The organism is Micromonospora sp. RTBAU3-60, assembly GCF_054963695.1.
Window position 1 is genome coordinate 15,544 of record NZ_JBUEGB010000009.1, and the last position, 22,868, is coordinate 38,411.

The following is a 22,868-nucleotide window of genomic DNA, read 5'->3' on the forward strand; positions in this document are numbered from 1 at the left end:
TGACGCCGGCGCCGCGGGGTCGCGAAGGTGTCAACAAGGGGCCCCTGCGCTATCGAAAGCGCCAACCGGGCACCCTTCCTTGCCGCTCAGTCGAAGATGGGGCCCAGCTCCCGCGTCCGCTTGAGCTCGTAGAAGCCGGGGGTGCCGGCGACCAGCAGCACGCCGTCCCAGAGCCGGCCGGCCGCCTCGCCCTTCGGGGCCGGGGTGATCACCGGGCCGAAGAAGGCGACCTGGCCGCCGTCCGGGCCCGGGGCGTGGATCACCGGGGTGCCGACCTCGGTGCCGACCGGCCGCATGCCCGCCTCGTGACTGGCCCGCAGCGCCTCGTCGTACGCGCTCGTCTCGGCGGCGTCGGCGAGCGCCGGGTCCAGCCCGACGTCGGTCAGCGCGCCGACCAGCATGTCCCGGCCGAGTTCCTCCTTGCCAAGGTGGATCCGGTTGCCCATCGCGGTGTAGAGCTTCGCCAGCGCCTCCCCGCCGTGCGCCTGCTCCACCGCGATGCAGACCCGCACCGGGCCCCAGCCCTTCTCCATCAGGTCCTGGTACTGCTCGGGCAGCTCGCGCCCCTCGTTAAGCACGGAGAGGCTCATCACGTGGAAGCGGATCTGCACCTCCCGGACCTTCTCGACCTCCAGCAGCCAGCGCGAGGTGATCCACGCCCACGGGCACATCGGGTCGAACCACATGTCCACTGCGACACGTTCGGTCACGGTGATATCCCTTCACGACTCCGCGCGCCGGACCTCCGGCGCCTTCCCTCCGATCCTCACCCCGGGCGGCATCGACCGGTACCGGAATGAGAGCGTGACCTCGACCACCGAGGGTGTCATTACATGGAAGACTCGGTGCGGACCGGCCGCCACGAGCGGGCCGGGCAGGCCGGCGCCGCGGGCGCGGCGAGAAGAGTGGGATGGAGACGAACAGTGCCGGGAGTGCGCAACCTGACCCAGGTCGAGGCCACCGAGCGGGCCCGCCTGCTCGACGTGACCGGGTACGACATCAGCCTTGACCTGTCCACCGCCGTGCAGGCCGCCACCGGCCGCACGTTCCGCTCGGTGACCGAGGTCCGGTTCCGCTGCACCGAGCCGGGAGCGAGCAGCTTCATCGAGGTGGCCGCCGACACGGTCCGGTCCGCCACGCTCAACGGCGAGCCGGTGGACATCTCCGGCTGGTCGGCGGAGAAGGGGCTGACCCTGCCCGGCCTGGCGGCGGAGAACGTCCTCGTGGTGGACGCGGACTTCGCGTACTCGAACAGTGGCCAGGGCCTGCACCGCACGGTCGACCCGGTCGACGGCGAGACCTACCTCTACAGCCAGTTCGAGACGGCGGACGCGCAGCGGGTGTACGCCTGCTTCGACCAGCCCGACCTGAAGAGCGTCTACACCTGGCACGCCACGGTGCCGGACCACTGGCGGGTGGTGTCCAACATGCCGGTGGCGCGGGAGGAGCCGGCCGGGGAGGCGCTCAAGACCGTCCACTTCGCCGAGTCGGCGCGAATGAGCACCTACATCACCGCGCTCTGCGCCGGGCCGTACCACGAGGTGCGGGACAGCCACGACGGCATCGACCTGGGCGTCTACTGCCGGGCCTCGATGGCGCAGTACCTGGACCCGGACGACCTGTTCCTGATCACCAAGCAGGGCTTCGACTTCTTCCACGAGAAGTTCGGGGTGCGCTACCCGCTGCCCAAGTACGACCAGCTCTGGGTGCCGGACTTCAACGCCGGCGCGATGGAGAACTTCGGCTGCGTCACGCACGCCGAGTCGCACTACATCTTCCGCTCGCAGGTCACCGACTTCGAGTACGAGCAGCGCGCCAACACGATCCTGCACGAACTGGCCCACATGTGGTTCGGCGACCTGGTCACCATGCGCTGGTGGAACGACCTGTGGCTGAACGAGTCGTTCGCCGAGTGGGCCAGCCACTGGTGCAACACCAACGCCACCCGGTTCCACGACGCGTGGACGACCTTCCTGTCGATCCGCAAGAACTGGGGCTACCGGCAGGACCAGCTCTCCTCCACCCACCCGGTCTACTGCGACATGCCGGACCTGGAGGCGGTCGAGGTCAACTTCGACGGCATCACGTACGCCAAGGGCGCCAGCGTGCTCAAGCAGCTCGTCGCGTACGTCGGCGAGGGGCCGTTCCTGGCCGGCCTGCGGGCCTACTTCGGCAAGCACGCCTGGGGCAACGCCACCTTCGACGACCTGCTCGCCGAGCTGGAGGCGGCCTCCGGCCGGGAGCTGCGCAAGTTCGCCGCCCAGTGGCTGGAGACCGCGCAGGTCAACACGCTGCGCCCGGAGGTCACCATCGGCGCCGACGGCAGCTACGAGCGGGTGCTGGTCCGCCAGGAGGCGCCGGCGGGATACCCGACGCTGCGCACCCACCGGATCGGGGTGGGCCTCTACGACCTGACCGACGGGCGACTGGTCCGCCGGGAGCGGATCGAGGCGGACGTGACCGGCGAGGCGAGGGAGCTGTTCGCGCTGCGCGGCACGCGCGCCGCCGACGTGCTGCTGCTCAACGACGACGACCTCACCTACGCCAAGCTGCGGCTGGACGAGCGGTCCATGGCGACCGTGGTGCAGCACCTCGGCGGCTTCGAGTCGTCGCTGGCCCGGGCGCTGTGCTGGACGGCCGCCTGGGACATGGTCCGGGACGCCGAGCTGGCCGCCCGGGACTACGTCGCGCTCGTGCTGGCCGGCCTGCCCGCCGAGACCGACATCAACCTGGTCACCGCCACGCTGCGCCAGGCGACCACCACGCTCACCTTCTACGCCGACCCGGCCTGGGCGCCGACCGGCTGGGCCGACCTGGCCCGCACCGCCCGGGCCGCGCTGCTCGCGGCCGAGCCGGGCAGCGGCTTCCAGCTCGCCTGGGCCCGGGCGTACACCGCCGCGGCCCGCTCGCCAGAGGACCTGGCGGCGCTGCGCGGCTGGCTGGACGGCGTCGAGGTGCCGGCCGGGCTGTCGGTGGACACCGAGCTGCGCTGGGCGGTGCTGCAGTCGCTGGTGGCCAACGGCGCGGCCGGGGCCGCCGAGGTGGACGACGAGCTGGCCCGGGACCGCACCGCCAGCGGCGAGCGGGAGGCCGCGTACGCCCACGCCCTGGTGCCGACCGCGGAGAACAAGGCGGCGGTGTGGGCGGCGCTCACCGGCCCGGAGGCGCTGCCGAACTGGCGCAACCGGGCGCTGCTGCAGGGCTTCACGCACCCGACGCAGGTCGACCTGGTGGCGCCGTACCGGCAGAAGTACTTCGCCGCGGTGGACCAGGTCTGGGGCAGCCGGGACAGCGAGCCGGCCCAGGAGTTCGCCCAGCTGGCCTACCCGGCATACCTGGTGGCGGACGACACGGTCGCGGCGACCGACGCGTGGCTGGCGGGCGAGGAGCACCCGGCCCCGCTGCGCCGGCTGGTCGCCGAGGGCCGCGACGGGGTGCTCCGCGCGCTGAAGGCCCGCGCCCGGGACGCGCGCAGCGCCTGACGGGCGGAGCGGCCCGGGCTCGGTCCGGGCCGCTCCTCGCCACGTCGGCGCTGCCGCTGGATCGATGGGTGCGGGACACCGCCACATCGCCGAAGTCGACTACGACGAAGCCCGCCCCGCGAACTCGCGGGGCGGGCTTCGTCGTACGGAGGGGATCAGCCCTTGCCGGCGTGGCTGGCGAGCTGGTCGAGGCCCTGGATGATGCCGCCGGCCAGGTCACCGCCGCCGAAGGACGCCACCATGGAGAGCGCGGCGAGCTTGGCGTACGTGTCCGGGATGCGCTTGCGGGCGTACCGGCCGGTGACGATCTCCAGCTGCCGCTGGTTGGGCGACACGGCGATCAGCACGGACCGGTCCGGCTCGGCGAGCTGCCGGTGCAGCCGCTCGGCGTGCTCCCGGATCGGCTCGTCGAGGCCGCCGACGTAGACCGAGAAGACCAGCCCGGTGCCCTGGTCGGCCAGGCGGAGCGCCTCGTCGATGCGGAGCAGCTGACGGGTCGAGAAGGGCCCGTCCAGCACCTGGGGCGGGACGCCCGTTTCAGGCTCGGTCTGCATCTCACCAACGGTCACTTGCGCCTCCGGTGCCCGCGGCCGGCGCCTCCCGGCCGGCCAGTTCCTGCTTGCGGCTGGTCAGCGCCGGCGCCTGCGCCCCGGCGGCCAGCACGGTGCCGGCCGAGTCGGCCAGCTGCTCCGGACGGCCCAGGAACCAGACCGGAGTGAAGTCGAAGGGCCGGCCCGGCCGGTAGCGCTTGGCGCCGCCACCGCCGCCGCGGCGGGCGCCGGCGTATGCGAGCCCGGCGATCACCAGCACCGCGACCGCCGGGATGCCAGCGAAGACCAGCAACGTGTCGGTAACAGACAATCCCAACGCCCCCAGGCGGAAAGAGAGACCAGGAATTTTCCGGGTCGGGTGACGATCATGATGAAGGGTCCCCGACCCCGCTTGTGCTGTTCACGTTAGCGGAGCCGACCGCCCGCCAGATTGCGGGGTGCTGATCCCATCCGCCACAGCCGTGCTCCAGTTGCGCGGCAGTGGCGAGCAGCGTGGCGTCCTCGCCGTACCGGCCGGTGAGGAGCACCCCGACCGGCAGCCCGTCGCCGGTCCGGCCGAGCGGCAGCGAAACGGACGGGTCGCCGGTCACGTTGAAGATGGCGCAGTACGGCGAAAAGCGGCGCTGGCGGTCGAAATCCTCGGCGGGGTCGAGGGCGGCGAACGCGCCCACCGGCGCCTGCGGCGCGGCCAGGGTCGGGCAGAGCAGCAGGTCACAGCCGGCGGTACGGCGGACGCCGAGGCGTACCTGGGCCTGCAGTTCGCCGAGCGCGGCCAGCAGCGGGCCGGCGCCGACGGCCGCGCCCCGGGCGCGGAGGAACCGGGTCAGCGGCAGCAGGTCGCTCTCCCGCTCGGGCGGCACCGGGGAGAGCGCGAGGACGTACCAGAGGGTCTCGAAGAGCGGCCACGCCGCCGGGCCGAGCGGCGCGGGGACCTCGACCACCTCGTGGCCGGCCGCGGTGAGCAGCGCGGCGGCCCGGTCGACGGCGGCCACGCAGTCGGGGTGGACGGCCTCGTCGGCGAGCATCGGGGTGGTGAAGCGGCCGATCCGCAGTCGTCCGGGTGCCGCGTCGCGGGCCACCCGCAGGTAGCCACCGGCGGGCGCGGCGGGCGGCAGGTACGGCTCGCCGGGCACCGGTTGGGCCAGGACGTCGAGCAGCGCGGCCACGTCGGGGACGGTCCGGCCGAGCGGGCCGTTCACCGGCAGCCCGAACCCGCCGAAGCCGAGCGGGCCGCCGGAGACCAGCCCCCGGCTCGGCTTGTAGCCGACCAGGCCGCAGAGCGCCGCCGGGATGCGTAGCGAGCCGCCGCCGTCGGACCCCTGCGCCACCGGCACCAGCCCGGCCGCCACCGCGGCCGCCGCGCCGCCGCTGGACCCGCCCGCGGTGTACGCGAGGCGCCACGGGTTGCGCGCCGGCGGGGCCACGAGCCCTTCCGAGTAGAGCGAGCAGCCCAGCTCGGAGGTGGTGGTCTTGCCCAGGCTGACCAGCCCGGCGGCGGCCATGAACCGGACCACGTCGGCGTCGACCGGCGGCACGAAGTCGGCGAAGGCGGCCGAGCCGAAGGTGGTCCGCACCCCGGCGGTCAGCGTGAGGTCCTTGATGGCCGTCGGTACGCCGTGCAGCGGGCCGCGCCGGTCCACCGGCACCGCGTCGGCCGCCCGGGCCGCCTCCCGGGCCCGCTCGGGGGTGACGGTGACGAACGCGCCGATCGTGTCGCCGAGCGCCTCGACCCGGCGCAGGTGGTGCTCGACCAGCTCCACGCTGGACAGCTCGCCCCGGCGGACCGCGGCGGCCTGCTCCAGCGCGGTCAGGTCGTGCGGCTCGGCCATGCCCCCATCCTGCCCGCTGCGACCGTCGGGTGCTGTTCCGACACGGGCGTCATGCCCGCTCCAGGCCGAGGAAGCGCAGGGCATTGCGGGAAAGGAGCTTGTCGCGCTGGTCGGCGGTGAGGAAGTCCGCCTTCCGGACCACCTGACCGACCGGCCGCTCCCCCAGCGGGTACGGGTAGTCGCTGCCCACCAGCACCCGGTCCTCTCCCATGGTGTCGACCAGCAGCCGCAGCGCCGCCGGGTCGAAGACCACCGAGTCGACGCAGAACCGGTCGACGTAGGAGCTGGGCGGGGCGGTGGAGGCGCCGCGTACCAGGTCGCCACGGCGGTGCCAGGCGTTGTCGGCGCGGCCCAGCCAGAACGGGAAGCTGCCCCCGCCGTGCGCGAAGCAGATCCGCAGCGTCTCCGGCACCCGGTCGAAGACCCCGCCGAGGATGAGCGCGAGCACCGACAGGTGGGTCTCGGCGGGCATCCCGGCGAGCCAGCGGGCCATCCAGCGGTCCAGCCGCGGGCCTGCCGGCATGTCCCACGGGTGCACGAAGACCGGGGCGCCCACCTGCGCGCAGTGGGTCAGGAACTGCACGATGCCGGCGTCGTCGAGGTCCCGGTCGCCGACGTGGTTGCCGATCTCCACGCCCACGTGGCCGGCCGCCAGGCAGCGGTCCAGCTCCGCACAGGCCAGGTCCGGATCCTGCAACGGCACCTGGCAGAACGGCACCAGCCGGTCGCCCCCGGCGGCGGTGACCGCCAGGGTGAGGTCGTTGAAGATCCGGGCCACCTTGACCGCCTGGTCCGCCTGCCGGTCATAGCTGAAGAAGACCGGGGTGGGCGAGACCACCTGCACGTCGACGCCGTCGGCGGCCATGTCGGCCAGCCGGGTCTCCGCGTCCCAGCACTCCGCGCCGACCGGCCGGAACTCCGTCTCGCCGACCATGATCATGGCAGCGCGCTCGGAGTCCACCCGCAGCCAGGGCCAGCCGGACCCGCCGCACGCCGCGGCGAGGTCCGGCCACCCCTTGGGTACGACGTGCGTGTGCACGTCCACGACAGGTCCGGGCATCAGCCCTTGCCCGGGTGCAGCGCGCCGCAGTTGGTGCAGGTACGGGCCTTCTCGTCGGCGTAGAACGCCTGGAAGACCGGGGGCAGGTCGGCGGCGATGTCGCGGACCTGGAGTTCCACCTCGTGCACCTGGTGACTGCACTCGGGGCAGTACCACTGGAACTTCTCCAGTGTGCCCTCCTCGCGGACCCGCTCGATCACCATGCCGATCGAGCCGGCCTCGGGCCGCTGCGGCGAGTGCGGGGTGTTGCGCGGCAGCATCCACATCTGACCCTCGCGGATGTGCACCGTACGCGGGCCCTCCGGCAGCATCAGGTTGACGTGCATGTTGCCCTTGACCTGGTAGAAGAACTCCTCGTACGGGTCGACGTGGAAGTCGGTGCGCTGGTTGGGGCCGCCCACCACCATGACGATGAAGTCATCGCTGCCCGGCAACATCTCCTTGTTGCCCACCGGCGGCTTGAGCAGGTGCTGGTTCTCCCCGATCCAGCCTTGGAAGCTGAACGGCTCGGCGATCTCACTCACGACTGACCTCCCGACGGAAGTAGGGCCACGGCCTGCATCTCGATCAGCAGGTGCGGATGCGGCAGTTGGTGCACCGCCACCGTGGTCCGGGTCGGCCCGGTGGCGTCGAAGAACTCCGCCCACACCTCGTTGTATCCACCGAAGTCATTCATGTTGACCAGGTAGCTGGTGACCTGGACCAGGTCGGACAGGTCGGCGCCGACCGACCGCAGCAGGTCCCGGATGTTCTCGATCACCGCCCGGGTCTGCACCCGGATGTCCAGGTTGGTCGTGCCGAACTCGTCCACCGCCACACCCGCGAAGGTGTTGTCCGGCCGCCGCGACGACGTACCGGAGACGAAGACGAACCCCCCGGCCACCTTGACGTGCGGGAACGCACCCCGAGGGACCGCCTTCCCGGCCACCACCCGCGCCTCCCCGCTCACGACAGACCACCCCCCGGCATCGACCCGCGGACAACGAGCGCAACGGGGTTCCGGGCAGCCCGCCCGGCGGAGGGATCAAGCCTGACCGCCCGGAGCCGGGTGGGCTGCCCGGAACCCCCGAGGCCGATCATGACGAAGCCCGCAGCGAGGCGGTGCCGAGCTTCTCCACCACGGCACGGACGTGGGCGCCCGGGCGCAGGGGCACCGCGGCCGTCGCGGCGCCGGCCAGGAAGACCCAGCCCTCGCGCAGCCGGACGCCGTGCCGGCCGGCCAGCCGGACCCCCTCGTCCAAGGCCCGGCGCGGGTCGCCGAGGATCGCCGCGGTCGAGCCGACCTGCGCCACCCGGCCGTCGATCTCCAGCAGCACGCCGAGGTTGTCCAACCCGTCCGGCACCGGCGACCAGGGCCCGACCACGAACGCGGCGGCCGAGGTGTTGTCGGCGACGACGTCCGGCAGGGAGAAGGTGAAGTTGGCGTACCGGGAGTCGATCAGCTCGATCGCCGGGGCGACCGCGCGCACCGCGTCGGTGAACGCGCCGACCGGCTTGCCGGGCTTGGGCAGGCGGTCCAGCAGGAACGCCACCTCGGGCTCCACCCGGGGGTGGATGAAGGCCCCCACGTCGACCGTGCCGCCGTCGGGGACCCGCATCGCGTCGGTGAGCCGGCCCCAGATCACCTCGTCCACGCCGACCTGGGCCATCTTCGCCTTGCTGGTCAGCCCCATCTTCAGCCCGACCAGTCGCTCACCCCGGTCGAGACGGCGCTCTACCAGCGCGGTCTGCACCGCGTACGCGGCGTCGACGTCGAGGCCGGCCTCGGCCGCGAGCTGCGGGATCGCGGTGGCCGTGTCGGCGGCCGCGCCCAGCTTCTCGGCGATCCCTGCGATGTCCGGACCGATCACGCCATCTCCCCCTGCTCCGCACGCCGACCGGCGAGGTCGAGCGCCACGTCCACGATCATGTCCTCCTGGCCGCCGACCATCCGGCGCCGGCCCAGCTCGACCAGAATCGAGCGGACGTCCACCCCGTACTTCGCGGAGGCGCGCTCGGCGTGCCGGAGGAAGCTGGAGTAGACGCCCGCGTAGCCCAGGGAGAGCGTCTCCCGGTCCACCTGGACCGGCCGGTCCTGGAGCGGGCGGACCAGGTCGTCGGCCGCGTCCATCAGCGCGAACACGTCGCAGCCGTGCTTCCAGCCGTGCAACTCGGCGACCGCCACGAAGACCTCCAGCGGGGCGTTGCCCGCGCCCGCGCCCATCCCGGCCAGCGACGCGTCCACCCGGACGGTACGGCCGGACGGGGAGCCGAGCGGCCCGTCCCCGAGGATGCGGCCGTGCTCCACCGCGACCACGCTGTTCGCCACCCCGAGCGACAGGTTGTGGTGGGCGTGGATGCCGATCTGCGTCTCCGGTTCGAGCACCTGCCGGTACGCGTCGATCCGCTCGGCCACGTCGGACATCAGCAGCCGGCCGCCGGAGTCGGTCACGTAGACGCAGTGCGCCCCGTACGACTCCATCAGCTTGGCCTGGGCGGCCAGCCCGGCCGGGTCGTTCATGTGCGACATCATCAGGAACCCGGAGACGTCCATGCCGTTCTCGCGGGCCCAGGAGATGTGCTGCGCGGAGATGTCCGCCTCGGTGCAGTGGGTGGCGATCCGGACGCTGGTCACCCCGAGCGCCTTGGCCGCCTTCAGGTCGGCGATGGTGCCGATCCCGGGCAGCAGCAGGGTGGTGAGCTTCGCGCCGGTCAGCACCTCGGCGGCGGCGGAGATCCAGCCGGCGTCGCTGGCCGCGCCGTGGCCGTAGTTGACGCTGGACCCGGCCAGGCCGTCGCCGTGGGCCACCTCGATGGCGGCCACCCCGGCCGCGTCCAGCGCCGCGGCGATGGTCCGCACCTGGTCCACGGTGTACCGGTGCGCGATGGCGTGCATGCCGTCCCGCAGCGTCACGTCCTGGATGTAGAGGTCGGTCATCGCGCCGCCACCTCCGTCGTGGTCGAGCGCCGCAGGGTCACCAGCCGCTCCGCGGTGCGCAGCGCCGCCGAGGTCATGATGTCCAGGTTCCCGGCGTACGCGGGCAGGTAGTGCCCGGCGCCGGAGACCTCCAGGAAGACCGAGACCTGGAGCCCGGTCAGGTGCCGCCCCAGCGACGGCACGTACGTGTCGACCCGGTCGAACTGCACGTCCTGCTTGAGCCGGTAGCCCGGGACGTACTCCTGCACGGTGGCCACCATGCCCGCCACCGAGGCGGCGATGGCGGACCGGTCGGCGTCGACGTCCGGGCAGAGGCAGTAGACGGTGTCCCGCATCAGCAGCGGCGGGTCGGCCGGGTTCAGCACGATGATCGCCTTGCCGCGCTCGGCGCCGCCGACCACCTCGATGGCCCGGGCGGTGGTCTCGGTGAACTCGTCGATGTTGGCCCGGGTGCCCGGCCCGGCCGACTTCGAGGCGATCGACGCGACGATCTCCCCGTACGCGACCGGGGTGACCCGGCCGACGGCGGCGACGATCGGCACGGTCGCCTGCCCACCGCAGGTGACCATGTTGACGTTGGTTTCGTGCAGGTGCTCGTCCAGGTTGACCGGGGGCACCACGTACGGGCCGAGGGCGGCCGGGGTCAGGTCGACCACGGTGCGGCCGTGCGCCCGCAGCACCGCGTCGTTGCGCTGGTGCGCGCCGGCCGAGGTGGCGTCGAAGACCAGCTCGACGTCGGCGAACTCGGGCAGCGCCACCAGGCCGTCCACGCCCTCGGCGGTGGTCGCCACGCCGAGCCGCCGGGCCCGGGCCAGGCCGTCCGAGGCCGGATCGATGCCGGCCATGGCCACCATGCGCAGGCTGTCACTCAGCCGCAGCACCTTGATCATCAGGTCGGTGCCGATGTTGCCGGAACCGATCACGGCCACGCCCACACTCATGCCGGCACTCCGCTTCGCTCCGGGTCGCCAAGCGGCACCACCAGGCTGCGTGGATGATTCGCTCGCTGACGCTCGCTCATCGCGTCTCCTTCGAGAAACAGGTCCGGACCGAGCCGAGCCCGGAGATCCGGGCCTCGTACGCCGCGCCGGGGGTGACCGGCACCATCGGGCCGAGCGCGCCGGAGAGCACCACGTCCCCGGCCCGCAGCGGGTCGCCGGCGCGGGCCATCGTCCCGGCCAGCCACTCCAGCGCGTGCAGCGGGTTGCCGAGGCAGGCCGCGCCCGCCCCCACCGAGACCGGCTCCCCGGCGTGCTCCAGCACCATGCCGCACAGCCGGAGGTCGACGTCGGCGAGCCGGCGGGGCGCGGTGCCGAGCACGAAGAGTCCGCTGGAGGCGTTGTCCGCCACGGTGTCCACGATGGAGATGTCCCACCCGGCGACCCGCGAGTCGACGATCTCGATGGCCGGCAGCACGTGGTCCACGGCCCGGATCAGGTCGACGGTGGTGACCCGCTCGTCGGGCAGGTCCGCGCCCAGGACGAAGGCGATCTCCGCCTCCACCCGGGGCTGGAGCAGCCGGCCCATCGGCACCTCGACGCCGTCGCCGACCGCCATGTCGTCGAAGAGCACCCCGAAGTCGGGCTGGAAGACGCCGAAGTTCTCCTGCACCGCACGGGAGGTCAGGCCGATCTTCGCCCCCACCCGGCGGTGGCCCTTGCCGAGCCGCTGCCGGGTGTACACCTGCTGCACCTGGTAGGCCGCCTCGATGTCGCCCTCCGGCAGCAGCCGGCCCCGCAGGGGCGGACACGGCTTCTCCTCCTGCCGGGCCACGGCCAGTTCCCGGTTCGCGGCCTCGATGTCGACAGTGGTCATCCCCGCTCCTCGCTGCGCTCGCTGACGACGCTCACGACGGTTCGCGACTGCGGGGCTCGCGCCCCCGGCTCGCTCCTCGCGCTCACGATGCCGGCCATTCTGCCCGGGATGCGCGCTCACGCCACCGCCTCGCTTCGCTCTGCGGCGGCGCGAGGCCCCGCGCTACTGAGCCGGATGATTCGCTCGCTCCGCTCGCTCATGTGAGGTCCACGCAGACGTTGGTGAGCTCGGAGTAGAAGTCGAGGGAGTGCACGCCGCCCTCCCGGCCGATGCCGGACGCCTTCACCCCGCCGAACGGGGTGCGCAGGTCGCGCAGGAACCAGGTGTTGACCCAGACGATGCCGGCGTCCAGCCGCGACCCGGCCCGGTGCGCCCGGCCCACGTCGCGGGTCCAGACCGTCGCGGCCAGGCCGTAGTCGGTGCCGTTGGCCAGGGCGTACGCCTCCTCCTCGGTGTCGAACGGGGCGACGTGGACCACCGGGCCGAAGATCTCCTCCCGGTTGGTGCGGGCGTCCGGCCCGAGCCCGGTCAGCACGGTCGGCTGCACGTACGCGCCGCCGTCGCGGGCGTCGCCGAAGCGCGGCACCCCGCCCCCGGCGCGTACCTCGGCGCCCTCCGCCCGGGCCAGGTCGTAGTGGCCCAGCACCTTGTCCCGGTGGGTGTGCGAGATGAGCGGCATGTTCGCCGTCGCCGCGTCGGCCGGCCAGCCGTACGCCAGTTCGTCGGCGCGCTTGGCGAGCCGCGCGGTGAACTCCTCGAAGACCGGCCGCTGCACGTAGATCCGCTCGGTGCAGAGGCACACCTGGCCGCCGTTGGTGAAGCTGGACCGGACCGACCCGGCGACCGCGGCGTCCAGGTCGGCGTCGGCGAAGACCAGGCCGGCGTTCTTGCCGCCCAGTTCGAAGCTGACCGCCTTCACCCCGTCCGCGGCGGCCCGCATGATGGCGCTGCCGGTGGCGGACTCCCCGGTGAAGGTGATCGCGTCCACGCCCGGGTGCCGGGTGAGGAACTCCCCGGCCGAGTCCGGGCCGAAGCCGTGCACCAGGTTGAACACGCCCTCCGGTACGCCCGCCGCCGCCATCACCTCGGCGAGCAGGGTGGCCGAGGCCGGGGTCTCCTCGCTGGGCTTGACCACCACGGCGTTGCCGCAGGCCAGCGCCGGGGCGACCTTCCAGGTGAGCAGGAGCAGCGGCAGGTTCCACGGCACGATCACCGCGACCACGCCGACCGGCTTGCGGACCGCGTAGTTCAGCGCCCGGCCCCCGGTCGGGGTGACCGTGGTGAACGACTCGGTCGGCGCCGTCGCCACGATCTCCGCGAACGCCCGGAAGTTGGCCGCGCCGCGCGGGATGTCCAGCGTACGGGCCTGGGAGATGGCCTTGCCGGTGTCGGCCACCTCGGCGGCGACCAGGTCGTCGAAGCGGCGTTCCAGCTCGTCGGCGACCCGGCGGAGCACCTCGGCGCGCTCCCGCTCCCCCATCCGGCCCCACGGCCCGCGCAGGGCCGCCCGCGCGGCGGCGACCGCGTCGTCCACGGTGGACGAGGAGGCCTCGACCACCTCGAAGACCGGCTCGCCGGTCACCGGGCTGCGCTTGGTGAACCGCCGCCCGTCGGCGACGAACTCGCCGCCGACGAAGTTGCGCAGCAGACCCGGCCCGTCCGGCGCCTGCCCGGCCATCAGCCGGGGATCCCAGAGCGTCATCGCCGCCTCCCTCTGCCGACCACCATCGCCGCACCGGCCAGCGCCGCCACCGCGCCGGCCGCGACCGCCCCGAGCACCTGGTACTGCCGGCGCACCCGGCGGCGCACCTCGGCGTACGGGGTGGTGGAGAAGGAGACCAGCTCGTACTGCGACACGTACCGGCCGGGCAGGGCCTGCTCCAGGGCGTGCTCGATCCGCTTGCGGGTCTGGAACACCGGCGAGGCGACCTTGTCCCGCATCTCCACGAAGTTGGCCAGCGCCATCCGGGCGATCGCCTCGGCGTTGGCCTGCCGGCGCTGCTGGAACAGCGGCAGCGCCGCCGCCCACTCGTCGGCGCACTCGTCGAGGCAGCGGTCCAGCTCGACCACGTCCTCGAAGGCGCAGTTCGCGCCCTGGCCGTAGAACGGCACGATGGCGTGCGCCGCGTCGCCGAGCAGGCCCACCTTCCCGGCCACCTGCCACGGGGTGCAGCGGACCGTGCCGAGCACGCCGATCGGGTTGTGCTGGTAGTCGTCCACCAGGTTGGGGGCGAGCGGGACCAGGTCCGGGTAGTGGGTGCGGAAGTACCGCTCGATGGCGGCCGGGCTGCCCAGCGACGCGAAGCTCGCCGTGCCGTGGGTGGGCCAGAACAGCGTGCAGGTGAAGGAGCGGTCCGGGTTGGGCAGCGCGATCATCATGGAGGTGCCGCGCGGCCAGATGTGCAGCGCGCCCGGGTCCAGGGCGAACTCGCCGCCGATCGGCGGGATGGTCAGTTCCTTGTAGCCGTAGTCGAGGAAGTCCAGGCTCTCGGTCAGCGCGCCGTACCCGAGGAGCTGCCCGCGCACGGCGGAGCCGGCGCCGTCGGTGCCGAGGACGACCGACGCGGCGGCGGTGACCTTGCCCTGCGGGGTCTCGAAGGTCATCTCACCGGTGGTCGGGTCCAGGCCGACCAGCCGGTGGTCGAAGGCGATCCGCACGCCCGGCAACGCGGCGGCGGCGTTGAGCAGGGCGTTGTTCAGCGTGCCCCGGCTGATCGAGTTGATCGCCCGGTCACCGGAGCCGCTGTACGACTGGAACTGCGGTTCCCCCTCGACCGGGTGGATCATCCGGCCGCGCATCGGCAGCGCGTCCGCCATCACCTGCTGCTCCAGCCCGATCCGGCGCAGCGCGTCTAGGCCGCGCTCGGAGAGCGCCAGGTTGATCGAGCGACCCCGCTCCACCCGCCCGCTACGCGGGTCCGGTCGCCGCTCGTAGAGGGCCACCGGATAGCCGCGCCGGGCCAGGTAGCAGGCCAGCAGACAGCCGGCCAGCCCGGCCCCGACCACGGCGATCTCGTCGCGCTCGCTCATGACTCCTTCTCCACCGTCGCGGCCAGCGCGTCGGCGACCCGCCAGCAGTCGTGGTACGTCGAGTAGAGCGGCACCGGCGCGAACCGGACGATGTCCGGCTCCCGCGCGTCGGCGAGCACGCCGTGCTCGTGCCGCAGCCGCTTGGTCAGCTCGTTGGCGCTGCCCACCCCGATCCGCACGGAGAGCTGGCAGCCCCGACGGGCCGGGTCGCGCGGGGTGACCACGGTCAGCGGCCGGTCGAGGGTCACCTCGTCCAGCAGCCGCTCCAGGTAGCCGGTGAGCCGGAGGCTGCGCTCGCGCAGCGCCGGCAGGCCGACCGAGTCGAAGAGCTCCAGCGAGGTACGCACCGGCCCCATCGCGAAGATCGGCGGGTTGGAGATCTGCCACGCCTCGACGGTGGCCGGCGGCCGGGAGACCGGGGTCATCTCGAACCGGGTGGCGGCCTCGGTGCTCCACCAGCCCTCGAACCGGGGCAGGCCGGGGTCGCCCAGGTGTCGCTCGTGGACGAAGGCGCCGGCCAGCGCGCCCGGCCCCGAGTTGAGGTACTTGTACGAGCACCAGGCGGCGAAGTCGACGTCCCAGTCGTGCAGCGCCAGCGGCACGTTGCCGACCGCGTGCGCCAGGTCCCAGCCGACCACGGCGCCGGCGGCCCGGCCGGCGGCGGTGATCGCCGGAATGTCCATCAGCTCGCCGGTCAGGTAGTTGACGCCGCCGAGCAGCAGCAGCGCGACGGTGTGCCCCTCGGCGGCGAGGAAGTCCAGGACGTCCTGGGTACGCAGGGTGTCCTCGCCGGGGCGCGGCGCCAGCCGGGCCACGGCGGCGTCCGGGTCCAGGCCGTGGAACCGGGCCTGGCTGCGCACCGCGTAGCTGTCCGAGGGGAAGGCGCTGTCCTCGATGACGATCCGGGTCCGCTCCCCCGCCGGCCGGTAGAAGCTCACCATCAGCAGGTGCAGGTTGACCGTGAGGGAGTTCATCACCACGGTCTCCGCGGGAAGCGCGCCGACCAGTCGCGCGGCCGGGGCGGTGAGCAGTTCGTGGTACGGCAGCCAGGGCCGCTCCGCCTCCAGGTGCCCCTCCACGCCCAGCCGCCGCCAGGCGTCCAGGTCGGCGAGGAGTTCGTCCCGGGTGGCCCGGGGTTGCAGGCCCAGCGAGTTGCCGGCCAGGTACGCCACCTCGGGGTATCGCCCGCCCTCGGCGGGGGGCACGTGGAACAGGTGCCGGTGCCCCGGGTCGGCGGCGTCGAGCTGGAGAGCTTCGGCCTCGTCGAAGCGCAGCGGCCCGGTTTCGTCTTTCGTCATTGCCCGTCCTTCTCTCCGCTCACATCGCGGTCCGGGCCGACCACAGCTCCGGGAAGACCACCCGGGCCATGCTGCGCTGCAGCCAGGCCAGCCCGGCCGAGCCGCCGCTGCCGACCTTGGCGCCCATGGTCCGCTGCACCGCCTTGACGTGGTGCCAGCGCCAGTCGGCGAACCGCTCGGCCACCTCGGTGAGCGCCTCGCCCAGCAGGCGCAGGTGGTTGTCCGGGCCGCCGTCGGCGTAGATGCGCACCCAGGCCGCCTCGACCGCCGGGTGCGCCTCGTGCTCGGTCGCCACGTCCCGGTCGAGCAGTTCGCCGGGGAGGTCGAAGCCGCGTCGGGCGAGCAGGGCGACCACGTCGTCCCAGAGGCTCGGCGCGGCGAGGGCGGCGGTCAGCTCCGCGTACACCTCGGTCTGCCGCCGGAACGGGCGGATCAGCGCCGGGTCGCGCAGGCCGAGCAGGAACTCCAGCTGCCGGTACATGGCGGACTGGAAGCCGGAGCCCTCGCCGAGCCGGTCGCGGAAGCGGTTGAAGTCGGCCGGGGTCATCCAGCGCAACCCCTGCCAGGCGGCGTTCAGCCCCTCCAGGTGCAGGGCGGCGCGGCGCAGCGGGGGCAGCGCGTCCCAGATCCGGTTCGCCCGCAGCTCCCGCTGGGCGTGCCGCAGCTCGTGGCAGGTCAGCCCGAAGTACAGCTCCATGATCTGGCTGACCATCAGGAAGGACATCTCGCCCGGATCGTCGCTGAGCGGCTGCTGCAGCTGGTGCAGCGTGCTCGCCCGCACGTAGGCGTCGTAGGGCACCCGATCGGCGAACTCCAGCGTCGGTTCGCCGCCGTTGCGCGCCGCCCGGGCCGCCCGCTGCTGCGGGGTGGCCGGACGAACCGCCGTCGTCTGTTCCACCGTCATCTCCCTCGGTACGCGGGGTAGACGACATGATCCCGCTACCGGATCCGCGGATGGAATGCCTGTTCAACGGCGGTACGGTGGTTCGACCTGTCGTGTTGAAGGCCGCACGGCTCCGGGGTTCACGAAAGAAAGGTCACGCAGTGGACGACATGGACTGGGCCCTGCTGCGCGAGCTCCAGGCCGACGCCCGGCTCTCGTTCAGCGAGCTCTCCCGCCGGGTGCACCTGTCGCCGCCGGCCGTCGCCGAGCGGGTCCGCCGGCTGGAGGAGTCCGGCGTGATCAGCGGCTACCACGCGCACGTGGACCTGACCCGGGCCGGCCGTACGGTGGTCGCGATGATCCGGATGTCCTGCTACGGGTCCCGTTGCATCCTCAACGACCCCGAGGTGGCGGGCTGGCCGGAGATCATGGAGATCCACCGGATCACCGGGGACGCGTGCAGCATGCTCAAGGTCGCGGCAGGCTCGATCGACGAGTTCGAGCGGCTCATCGACCGGCTCGCCCCGTACGGCCAGCCGTCCAGCACGATGGTGCTCTCCACCCCGTTGGACTGGCACCCGGTCACCCCGCTCCGGCCCGCCGGTTCGCCCCCGCCCGGGCGCCGCCGCTGATCCGCCCCGGGTTTGCCCCCGAGCCAGCGGGAAAGCAGCCGGCACTGCCCGTCAGCAGGATTCCGGTGCGCCGCACCGGGAGGGGGGAACCATGCGAGGGCTCGTGTCACACCGCGCCCTGTCCGCCGTACTGGGCGTGCTCGCCCTGGTCGGGGTGTTCGTCCTGATGACCGCCACCCCGGCCCGCGCCGGGGAGAACGTCTTCGTCGAGGTCACGCCGAATCCCGCGCAGGCGGGCACCCGGGTGAGCATCCGGGCGAGTTGCGACAACGCGAACAACCGGCAGGCCGAGGTGAACTCGGACGCCTTCGGACGGGTGATGCTCCGTCCGGACAACGGCTTCCTCACCGGGTCGGTGACCATCCCCGGCAACAAGGAGGCCGGTGACTTCCCGGTCGATCTGCGCTGCTCCAACGGGAAGACCGCCTCGACCGTGCTCACCGTGCTGAACATGGCCCAGCCCAGCAAGGGCCCGGCCACCGGCGGCGGCGGCACGGCCGGCGGCCGGGGCGCGGGCTCGCTGCTGCTGGTCGCCGGGCTGGTCGCGGTGGCGGTGGTGGCCGGCGTGGGGGCCCGCCGCAGGCCCGGGTCGCGCTTCTGACGAGGTGCGGCCATGGCCCGCCCACGGACCCGAGCCGGCCGGCAGCCGGACACCCGGGACGACGGCCGCACCACGCGGATCCGCGGCGACGGCCGGGGTGGCGCCGGCACCGTGCGGGGCGCACCCGCGCCGGCCCGCCCGGGCGGACCTGACGGTTGGGTCGACGGTCGGGGACGCACGCCGCGGATCCAGGGCGACGGCCGCACCGGACGGCTCCGTCGCGACGGCCGCATCCCGTCCGCCCGGACCGGGCGCCGCAGCGCCCGCATCCAGGGCGACGGCCGCACCACCCGGATCGGCGGCGGCACGCCGACCCGCCCGGAGGGCAGGATCCAGGGCGACGGCCGCGCCCGGCGGATCGGGGGCCGCACCCGGCCGGTCCGGGGCGTGGGCCACGTGCGGAACGTCCGGCCGCGGGCGAACCGGGACCACCGCCGGACCCGGCCCGGGGCGACCGGCAGCCGGCTGCGGACCTCGCTGCGGCTGGTGACCCGGGCGACCCGTCGGTTCACCCACGCCGCCGGTCAGGCCGCCACGGCCAGCGTCGCCACCGCCGACCCGCGGACCCGTGCCGCGCCGGTCCGGCCCACCCGGAGCGCGGCCCGCTGGCGGTACGCGGCCCGGCGCGGCCCTGGCGTCCCGGTGCTGGTCATCGGCACGCTGATGGTGCTGATCATCGCGATGCTCGGCGTGGAACGGGTGACCGGTGTGACCGTGCTGCCGGACCGGCTCTTCGCCGGGCTGCGGCCACCGCCGAAGGAGTTCCCGGTGCTGGCGGCGAGCCCGCCGACGGACATCACGATCAGCAAGCTCGGGCTGCGCGCGCCGGTGCACCGGGTCGGCATCGCCGAGGACGGCAGCATCGCCGTACCGGCCCTGGAGCGGGCCGGCGAGGCCGGCTGGTATGACCAGGGGCCGACCCCGGGGCAGAACGGCCCGGCGGTGATCGTCGGGCACGTCGACACCACCACCGGCCCGGCCGTCTTCCACGACCTGAAGAAGCTGGACGACGGCGACCGGGTCGAGGTGACCCGGGAGGACCGCTCGGTGGCCGTCTTCGAGGTCACCTCGGTGCAGCGGTACGGCAAGGAGCGGTTGCCGGTGAACGAGATCTTCGGCGACTTCAGCCGGCCGAACCTGCGCCTGATCACCTGCGGTGGCCGGTGGGTGGGCGGCGCGACCGGATACGCCGACAACCTGGTGGTCTACGCGTCCCTGGTCGACTCGCGCGGCCCGTGAGCCGCACCCGGCCGGGCGGGCTCAGGCGGCCTCGGGCTCGGGCTCGCGCAGGTCCAGCCAGTCCGCCCAGCGCGGATCCGGCGCCCGGTGGCCGAGCACCCGCCAGGCCGTCCCTTTCGGGGCCGCCGGCATGCAGTGCAGCCGCCACCCCAGCTCGGCCGGGGTCTTGTCGCCTTTGGTGTGGTTGCACCGGGCGCAGGCGGCGACCACGTTCTCCCAGGCGTGCCGGCCGCCCCGGCTGCGCGGGAAGACGTGGTCGATGGTTTCGGCCGGACCGCGGCAGTAGGCGCACCGCCAGCCGTCCCGGGCGAAGACGGCCCGGCGGGAGAGCCCGACGTGGGTGCGGTAGGGCACCCGGACGTAGCGGGTCAGCCGGACCACCGAGGGGACCGGGAGCGCGTTGCGGGCGCTGTGCAGGATGCCGTCGCCGTCGGCGACACAGACGGCCTTGGCGGAGAGCACCAGGATCGCGGCGCGACGCACCGACACGACACACAGCGGCTCGTAGGTGGCGTTGAGAACGAGTGCACCGGAGCCCGCCGTGGGTCGTATGTCAGGCATCGTGCTCACCCTCCCGGTCCAGCCGCTCCTGCCGCTGTCGCGCCGGGGGTGCCCCGCAGGCCGCGGGGAGCCGCACCGACGCCGGCCGGAATCACCGACGTCCGCTGCGCCCATCGTCCCTGATCGGACCCCGGATTGCACGTACTAATCCGGGGTACCCTCATGAACCTTTCGTGGCCCGTGCCACGATGGGCGGTTCCCTCCGGATGGCCAGTGGCCTGGCCCGCGTCGCGGTGGGTCAGCAGCGGACGCCCAGGAGCCTTGCGGTACGAAAGCAGGGTGAGTACCGCCGACCTGATGCTCCGCGTCCTGGCCGCCGCGCCGGACCCCGGCCCGAGTCCGTCCGCCGACTGCCGAAGCGACCCCTTGTGCAAGCAGGTGTTGGAGCTGACCAACTCGACCTGGTTCGCCGAGGGCAGCTACTGGATCGTCCTGAAGCCGCTGCGCATCATCCTGATCCTGCTGCTGGCGGCCGCCGCCCGCTGGGCCCTGCACCGGACCATCAACCGGCTGGTCCGGACGAGCACCGAGACCGCGGTGCCCACCCTGCTCAAGCCGCTGCGCGAGCGGATCCCCAGCGCCGCGGCGAACCCGGAGGAGTTCGTCCCGGAGCGGCGGCGGCAGCGTGCCGAGGCGATCGGCTCGGTGCTGCGCAGCATGGTCACCGCGTTCATCTTCGGCATCGCGCTGCTGATGGTGCTGAAGGAGTTCAGCTTCGACCTGGCCCCGCTGCTGGCCAGCGCCGGCATCGCCGGCGTCGCCCTCGGCTTCGGCGCGCAGAGCCTGGTCAAGGACCTGATCGCCGGCCTGTTCATGCTGATCGAGGACCAGTACGGCGTCGGCGACACCGTCGACCTGGGCGAGGCGACCGGCGTGGTGGAGGCGGTGGGCCTGCGGGTCACCACCGTCCGGGACGGCCGGGGCGTGCTCTGGTACATCCGGAACGGCGAGATCGTCCGGGTCGGTAACAAGAGCCAGGGCTGGGCCCTGGTGGTGGTGGACCTGCCGATCGGCTTCGCCGGCACCGAGGAGGCCACCGCGGTGCTGCGTACGGCGGCGGCCTCGGTGGCGATGGACCCGGATCTGGCGCCCCAGATCGTCGAGGCGCCGGACGTGCTCGGCGTCGAACAGATGACGGTGGACGGGGCGGTGATCCGCACGGTGGTCAAGACGACCGCCGACGGGCAGTTCGCGGTCGGCCGCGAGCTGCGCCGCCGGCTGGCCGAGGCGCTGGAGAACTCCGGCATCACCGCCCGGATCGCGGCGGCCCGGCTCTACCCGGGCCTGCCGACCAACCTGCCGGCTCCCGGGGAGACGGGCACCGGCGGGGCGACCTGAGGCGGGTCGCCAGCCGGTCCCGGCGGGAGGGCCGTTGTCGGGGGGTCGCGCGCCGAGCGGCCCCTCGGGTATCGTCCGTTCGTTCAGTCGGAGATGCGACGATCAATCCGTTCACCCTAGCCAGCTGTCAGACGATCGGGCAGAATCCGGTGCACACGCTCCCGCTGGGAGCGTGCTCGTGTCCTCGCTGATCCGTAAACCTGACGACGGTTCCCGGGCGGTCCATCACGAGTGGTCGGGCCGGGGACGATGGAGGCGACGGTGTCCGACGAGCGACCCGCCCAGGAGGGCTCGGCCACCTTCCGCGACGTGTTCAGCCAGCCGGAGTTCCGCGCCCTCTTCACCGCCAGCACGCTGTCCTGGGTCGGCGACTACCTCGCCAAGGCCGCGGTCACCGTCCTGGTCTACCAGCAGACCGAATCGGTGGCGCTCTCCGCCGCTGCGTTCGCAGCGAGCTACCTGCCCTGGCTGATCGGTGGCCCACTGCTCTCCGCGCTCGCCGAACGGTATCGGTACCGGCAGGTCATGGTGACCTGCGACGTCATCCGGATGGCGTTGATGGCGCTGGTGGCCGTGCCCGGGATGCCCCCCTGGGCGCTCCTCGCCCTGATCTTCGTCGCCACCCTGGCCAACCCACCGAGCCAGGCCGCCCGGTCCGCGCTGACGCCGCAGATCCTCACCGGCGACCGGCTGGTGATCGGTCTGTCGGTCACCACCAGCACCGCCCAGGCCGCCCAGGTGGTCGGCTACCTGCTGGGCGCGGCGATCGCCGCGATCGACCCGACCACCGCCCTGCTGATCAACGCGGCCACCTTCGGCCTGTCGGCCGCCCTGGTCCGGCTCGGCGTCCGGGACCGGCCGCCCGCGATGACCGCCGCGCACCGCAGCCACCTGCTGCGGGAGACCGGTGAGGGCTTCCGCATCGTCTTCGGTCAGCCGGTCCTGCGGGCCATCGCCGTGGTGGTGTTCAGCGCGGTGGTCTTCTCGATCGTGCCCGAAGGGCTGGCCGCCGCGTGGGCGGCCGAGCGCACCGACGGCGCGTTGGACGCCGGCACCGCCCAGGCGGTGATCATGGCGGCCAACCCGGTCGGCTACATCCTCGGCGGGCTGCTGATCAGTCGGCTCGTCGCCCCGGCCCGCCGGGTGGCGCTGATCCGCCCGCTGGCGGTCCTCGCCCCGGCGGCGCTCGTCCCCGCCCTGCTCGACCCGCCGCCGCTCCTGGTGGCGCTCCTCGCCGCCGGTTGCGGTTTCGCGGTGGGAGGGCTGCTGCCGGTGGCCAACGGCCTCTTCGTCCGCGCCCTGCCGGACGGCTACCGGGCCCGGGCGTTCGGTGTGATGGCCAGTGGGACGCAGATCATCCAGGGCGGCGCGGTGCTGGCCACCGGAGCGCTCTCCGAGCGGTTCGCCATCCCCGCGGTGGTGGGCGTGTGGAGCGCCGCCGGGGTGGGCCTGATGCTCCTGGCGGTGCTCACCTGGCCGCGCCCGGAGACGGTGGCCGCGACCGTCGCGGCGGCCGAGGCCGATTCGGTCGCCGCCACCGGCCGGAACCCGCACACCCCGGCCATGCCGGGCGTGATCGGCGAGCGGGGCCGGCGCCGGCACGCGGTGGGGTGAGCTGACTCCCGCCGGGCG

Annotated in this window: 22 protein-coding genes; 6 read left to right on the forward strand and 16 right to left on the reverse strand. The window is 73.4% G+C overall.

Annotation, left to right across the window (positions count from 1 at the left end):
• Positions 1-86 precede the first annotated feature (86 nt).
• The gene (locus tag ACY34I_RS11330) at positions 87-710 is read right to left on the reverse strand and encodes a mycothiol-dependent nitroreductase Rv2466c family protein (RefSeq protein WP_462754643.1); all 624 of its coding nucleotides are present in this window, start codon (positions 708-710) and stop codon (positions 87-89) included.
• 222 nt (positions 711-932) lie between these two features.
• Between ACY34I_RS11330 and pepN the strand changes: the two genes are divergently transcribed.
• Positions 933-3,482, forward strand: a complete 2,550-nt coding sequence (gene pepN / locus ACY34I_RS11335; protein ID WP_462754849.1) for an aminopeptidase N — start codon at positions 933-935, stop codon at positions 3,480-3,482.
• A gap of 155 nt (positions 3,483-3,637) precedes the next feature.
• Here pepN and ACY34I_RS11340 read toward each other — a convergent pair whose 3' ends face one another.
• From ACY34I_RS11340 to ACY34I_RS11405, 14 genes are all read right to left on the reverse strand, one after another.
• Entirely contained in the window at positions 3,638-4,051 is a 414-nt protein-coding gene (locus tag ACY34I_RS11340) for a DUF5130 family protein (protein ID WP_462754645.1), read from the reverse strand.
• Positions 4,038-4,343: an aa3-type cytochrome oxidase subunit CtaJ gene (gene ctaJ, locus ACY34I_RS11345; RefSeq protein ID WP_462754647.1), complete on the reverse strand. Its 306-nt coding sequence runs from the start codon at positions 4,341-4,343 to the stop codon at positions 4,038-4,040. The genes ACY34I_RS11340 and ctaJ overlap by 14 nt, the downstream gene beginning before the upstream one ends.
• Before the next feature lie 55 nt (positions 4,344-4,398).
• Positions 4,399-5,862, reverse strand: coding sequence for an amidase (locus ACY34I_RS11350; protein ID WP_462754648.1), 1,464 nt, complete (start codon positions 5,860-5,862; stop codon positions 4,399-4,401).
• 49 nt (positions 5,863-5,911) lie between these two features.
• The gene (locus ACY34I_RS11355) at positions 5,912-6,922 is read right to left on the reverse strand and encodes an amidohydrolase family protein (RefSeq protein WP_462754650.1); all 1,011 of its coding nucleotides are present in this window, start codon (positions 6,920-6,922) and stop codon (positions 5,912-5,914) included.
• Positions 6,922-7,446 (reverse strand): 3-hydroxyanthranilate 3,4-dioxygenase, encoded by a 525-nt coding sequence (locus ACY34I_RS11360; RefSeq protein WP_148797113.1) that lies wholly within the window; start codon positions 7,444-7,446, stop codon positions 6,922-6,924. Before ACY34I_RS11360 ends, ACY34I_RS11355 begins: the two co-directional genes overlap by 1 nt.
• Positions 7,443-7,871, reverse strand: a complete 429-nt coding sequence (locus ACY34I_RS11365) for a RidA family protein (protein WP_462754652.1) — start codon at positions 7,869-7,871, stop codon at positions 7,443-7,445. The genes ACY34I_RS11360 and ACY34I_RS11365 overlap by 4 nt, the downstream gene beginning before the upstream one ends.
• 127 nt (positions 7,872-7,998) lie before the next feature.
• Positions 7,999-8,772, reverse strand: coding sequence for a 2-keto-4-pentenoate hydratase (locus ACY34I_RS11370; RefSeq protein ID WP_462754653.1), 774 nt, complete (start codon positions 8,770-8,772; stop codon positions 7,999-8,001).
• The gene (dmpG, locus tag ACY34I_RS11375; protein ID WP_462754655.1) at positions 8,769-9,839 is read right to left on the reverse strand and encodes a 4-hydroxy-2-oxovalerate aldolase; all 1,071 of its coding nucleotides are present in this window, start codon (positions 9,837-9,839) and stop codon (positions 8,769-8,771) included. Before dmpG ends, ACY34I_RS11370 begins: the two co-directional genes overlap by 4 nt.
• The gene (locus tag ACY34I_RS11380; protein WP_462754656.1) at positions 9,836-10,780 is read right to left on the reverse strand and encodes an acetaldehyde dehydrogenase (acetylating); all 945 of its coding nucleotides are present in this window, start codon (positions 10,778-10,780) and stop codon (positions 9,836-9,838) included. Before ACY34I_RS11380 ends, dmpG begins: the two co-directional genes overlap by 4 nt.
• 76 nt (positions 10,781-10,856) lie before the next feature.
• On the reverse strand, positions 10,857-11,654 hold the full coding sequence (locus ACY34I_RS11385; RefSeq protein WP_462754657.1) for a 2-keto-4-pentenoate hydratase: 798 nt from the start codon (positions 11,652-11,654) through the stop codon (positions 10,857-10,859).
• A 196-nt stretch (positions 11,655-11,850) separates the two neighbouring features.
• Entirely contained in the window at positions 11,851-13,332 is a 1,482-nt protein-coding gene (locus ACY34I_RS11390) for a 2-hydroxymuconic semialdehyde dehydrogenase (RefSeq protein ID WP_462754851.1), read from the reverse strand.
• Between the two features lie 20 nt (positions 13,333-13,352).
• The gene (locus ACY34I_RS11395) at positions 13,353-14,684 is read right to left on the reverse strand and encodes an FAD-dependent oxidoreductase (RefSeq protein WP_462754658.1); all 1,332 of its coding nucleotides are present in this window, start codon (positions 14,682-14,684) and stop codon (positions 13,353-13,355) included.
• Positions 14,681-15,982: a kynureninase gene (gene kynU / locus ACY34I_RS11400; protein ID WP_462754660.1), complete on the reverse strand. Its 1,302-nt coding sequence runs from the start codon at positions 15,980-15,982 to the stop codon at positions 14,681-14,683. The genes ACY34I_RS11395 and kynU overlap by 4 nt, the downstream gene beginning before the upstream one ends.
• Before the next feature lie 19 nt (positions 15,983-16,001).
• Positions 16,002-16,886 carry a tryptophan 2,3-dioxygenase gene (locus ACY34I_RS11405; protein WP_462754661.1) on the reverse strand — a complete coding sequence of 295 codons (885 nt, stop codon included), beginning with the start codon at positions 16,884-16,886 and terminating at the stop codon, positions 16,002-16,004.
• A gap of 140 nt (positions 16,887-17,026) precedes the next feature.
• Here ACY34I_RS11405 and ACY34I_RS11410 point away from each other — a divergent pair, with 140 nt between their 5' ends.
• The 3 genes from ACY34I_RS11410 to ACY34I_RS11420 all read left to right on the forward strand — a co-directional run bounded on the left by ACY34I_RS11410 (position 17,027) and on the right by ACY34I_RS11420 (position 19,337).
• Entirely contained in the window at positions 17,027-17,497 is a 471-nt protein-coding gene (locus ACY34I_RS11410) for an Lrp/AsnC family transcriptional regulator (RefSeq protein ID WP_148797087.1), read from the forward strand.
• Positions 17,498-17,588: 91 nt separating this feature from the next.
• Positions 17,589-18,098 carry a hypothetical protein gene (locus tag ACY34I_RS11415; RefSeq protein ID WP_462754662.1) on the forward strand — a complete coding sequence of 170 codons (510 nt, stop codon included), beginning with the start codon at positions 17,589-17,591 and terminating at the stop codon, positions 18,096-18,098.
• A 465-nt stretch (positions 18,099-18,563) separates the two neighbouring features.
• Positions 18,564-19,337 (forward strand): class F sortase, encoded by a 774-nt coding sequence (locus tag ACY34I_RS11420; RefSeq protein WP_462754852.1) that lies wholly within the window; start codon positions 18,564-18,566, stop codon positions 19,335-19,337.
• A gap of 21 nt (positions 19,338-19,358) precedes the next feature.
• On the opposite strand, the gene ACY34I_RS11425 is transcribed toward ACY34I_RS11420, so the two are convergent.
• The gene (locus ACY34I_RS11425) at positions 19,359-19,898 is read right to left on the reverse strand and encodes an HNH endonuclease (protein ID WP_462754664.1); all 540 of its coding nucleotides are present in this window, start codon (positions 19,896-19,898) and stop codon (positions 19,359-19,361) included.
• Between the two features lie 297 nt (positions 19,899-20,195).
• On the opposite strand from ACY34I_RS11425, the gene ACY34I_RS11430 reads away from it, so the two are divergent.
• Both ACY34I_RS11430 and ACY34I_RS11435 read left to right on the forward strand, forming a co-directional pair.
• Complete coding sequence (locus ACY34I_RS11430) at positions 20,196-21,236, forward strand: mechanosensitive ion channel family protein (protein WP_462754854.1); 1,041 nt, start codon at positions 20,196-20,198, stop codon at positions 21,234-21,236.
• 249 nt (positions 21,237-21,485) lie between these two features.
• Complete coding sequence (locus tag ACY34I_RS11435) at positions 21,486-22,850, forward strand: MFS transporter (RefSeq protein WP_462754665.1); 1,365 nt, start codon at positions 21,486-21,488, stop codon at positions 22,848-22,850.
• The last annotated feature ends 18 nt before the right edge of the window (positions 22,851-22,868 follow it).

Bases quoted from the DNA above. Each gene is read 5' to 3' on its own strand.
- ACY34I_RS11350 (WP_462754648.1), bottom strand. From the start codon at position 5,862: ATGGCCGAGCCGCACGACCTGACCGCGCTGGAGCAGGCCGCCGCGGTC.
- ACY34I_RS11355 (WP_462754650.1), bottom strand. From the start codon at position 6,922: ATGCCCGGACCTGTCGTGGACGTGCACACGCACGTCGTACCCAAGGGG.
- dmpG (WP_462754655.1), bottom strand. From the start codon at position 9,839: ATGACCGACCTCTACATCCAGGACGTGACGCTGCGGGACGGCATGCAC.
- ACY34I_RS11380 (WP_462754656.1), bottom strand. From the start codon at position 10,780: ATGAGTGTGGGCGTGGCCGTGATCGGTTCCGGCAACATCGGCACCGAC.
- ACY34I_RS11385 (WP_462754657.1), bottom strand. From the start codon at position 11,654: ATGACCACTGTCGACATCGAGGCCGCGAACCGGGAACTGGCCGTGGCC.
- ACY34I_RS11390 (WP_462754851.1), bottom strand. From the start codon at position 13,332: ATGGCCGGGCAGGCGCCGGACGGGCCGGGTCTGCTGCGCAACTTCGTC.
- ACY34I_RS11395 (WP_462754658.1), bottom strand. From the start codon at position 14,684: ATGAGCGAGCGCGACGAGATCGCCGTGGTCGGGGCCGGGCTGGCCGGC.
- kynU (WP_462754660.1), bottom strand. From the start codon at position 15,982: ATGACGAAAGACGAAACCGGGCCGCTGCGCTTCGACGAGGCCGAAGCT.
- ACY34I_RS11405 (WP_462754661.1), bottom strand. From the start codon at position 16,886: ATGACGGTGGAACAGACGACGGCGGTTCGTCCGGCCACCCCGCAGCAG.
- ACY34I_RS11415 (WP_462754662.1), top strand. From the start codon at position 17,589: ATGCGAGGGCTCGTGTCACACCGCGCCCTGTCCGCCGTACTGGGCGTG.
- ACY34I_RS11425 (WP_462754664.1), bottom strand. From the start codon at position 19,898: ATGCCTGACATACGACCCACGGCGGGCTCCGGTGCACTCGTTCTCAAC.
- ACY34I_RS11430 (WP_462754854.1), top strand. From the start codon at position 20,196: ATGCTCCGCGTCCTGGCCGCCGCGCCGGACCCCGGCCCGAGTCCGTCC.
- ACY34I_RS11435 (WP_462754665.1), top strand. From the start codon at position 21,486: ATGGAGGCGACGGTGTCCGACGAGCGACCCGCCCAGGAGGGCTCGGCC.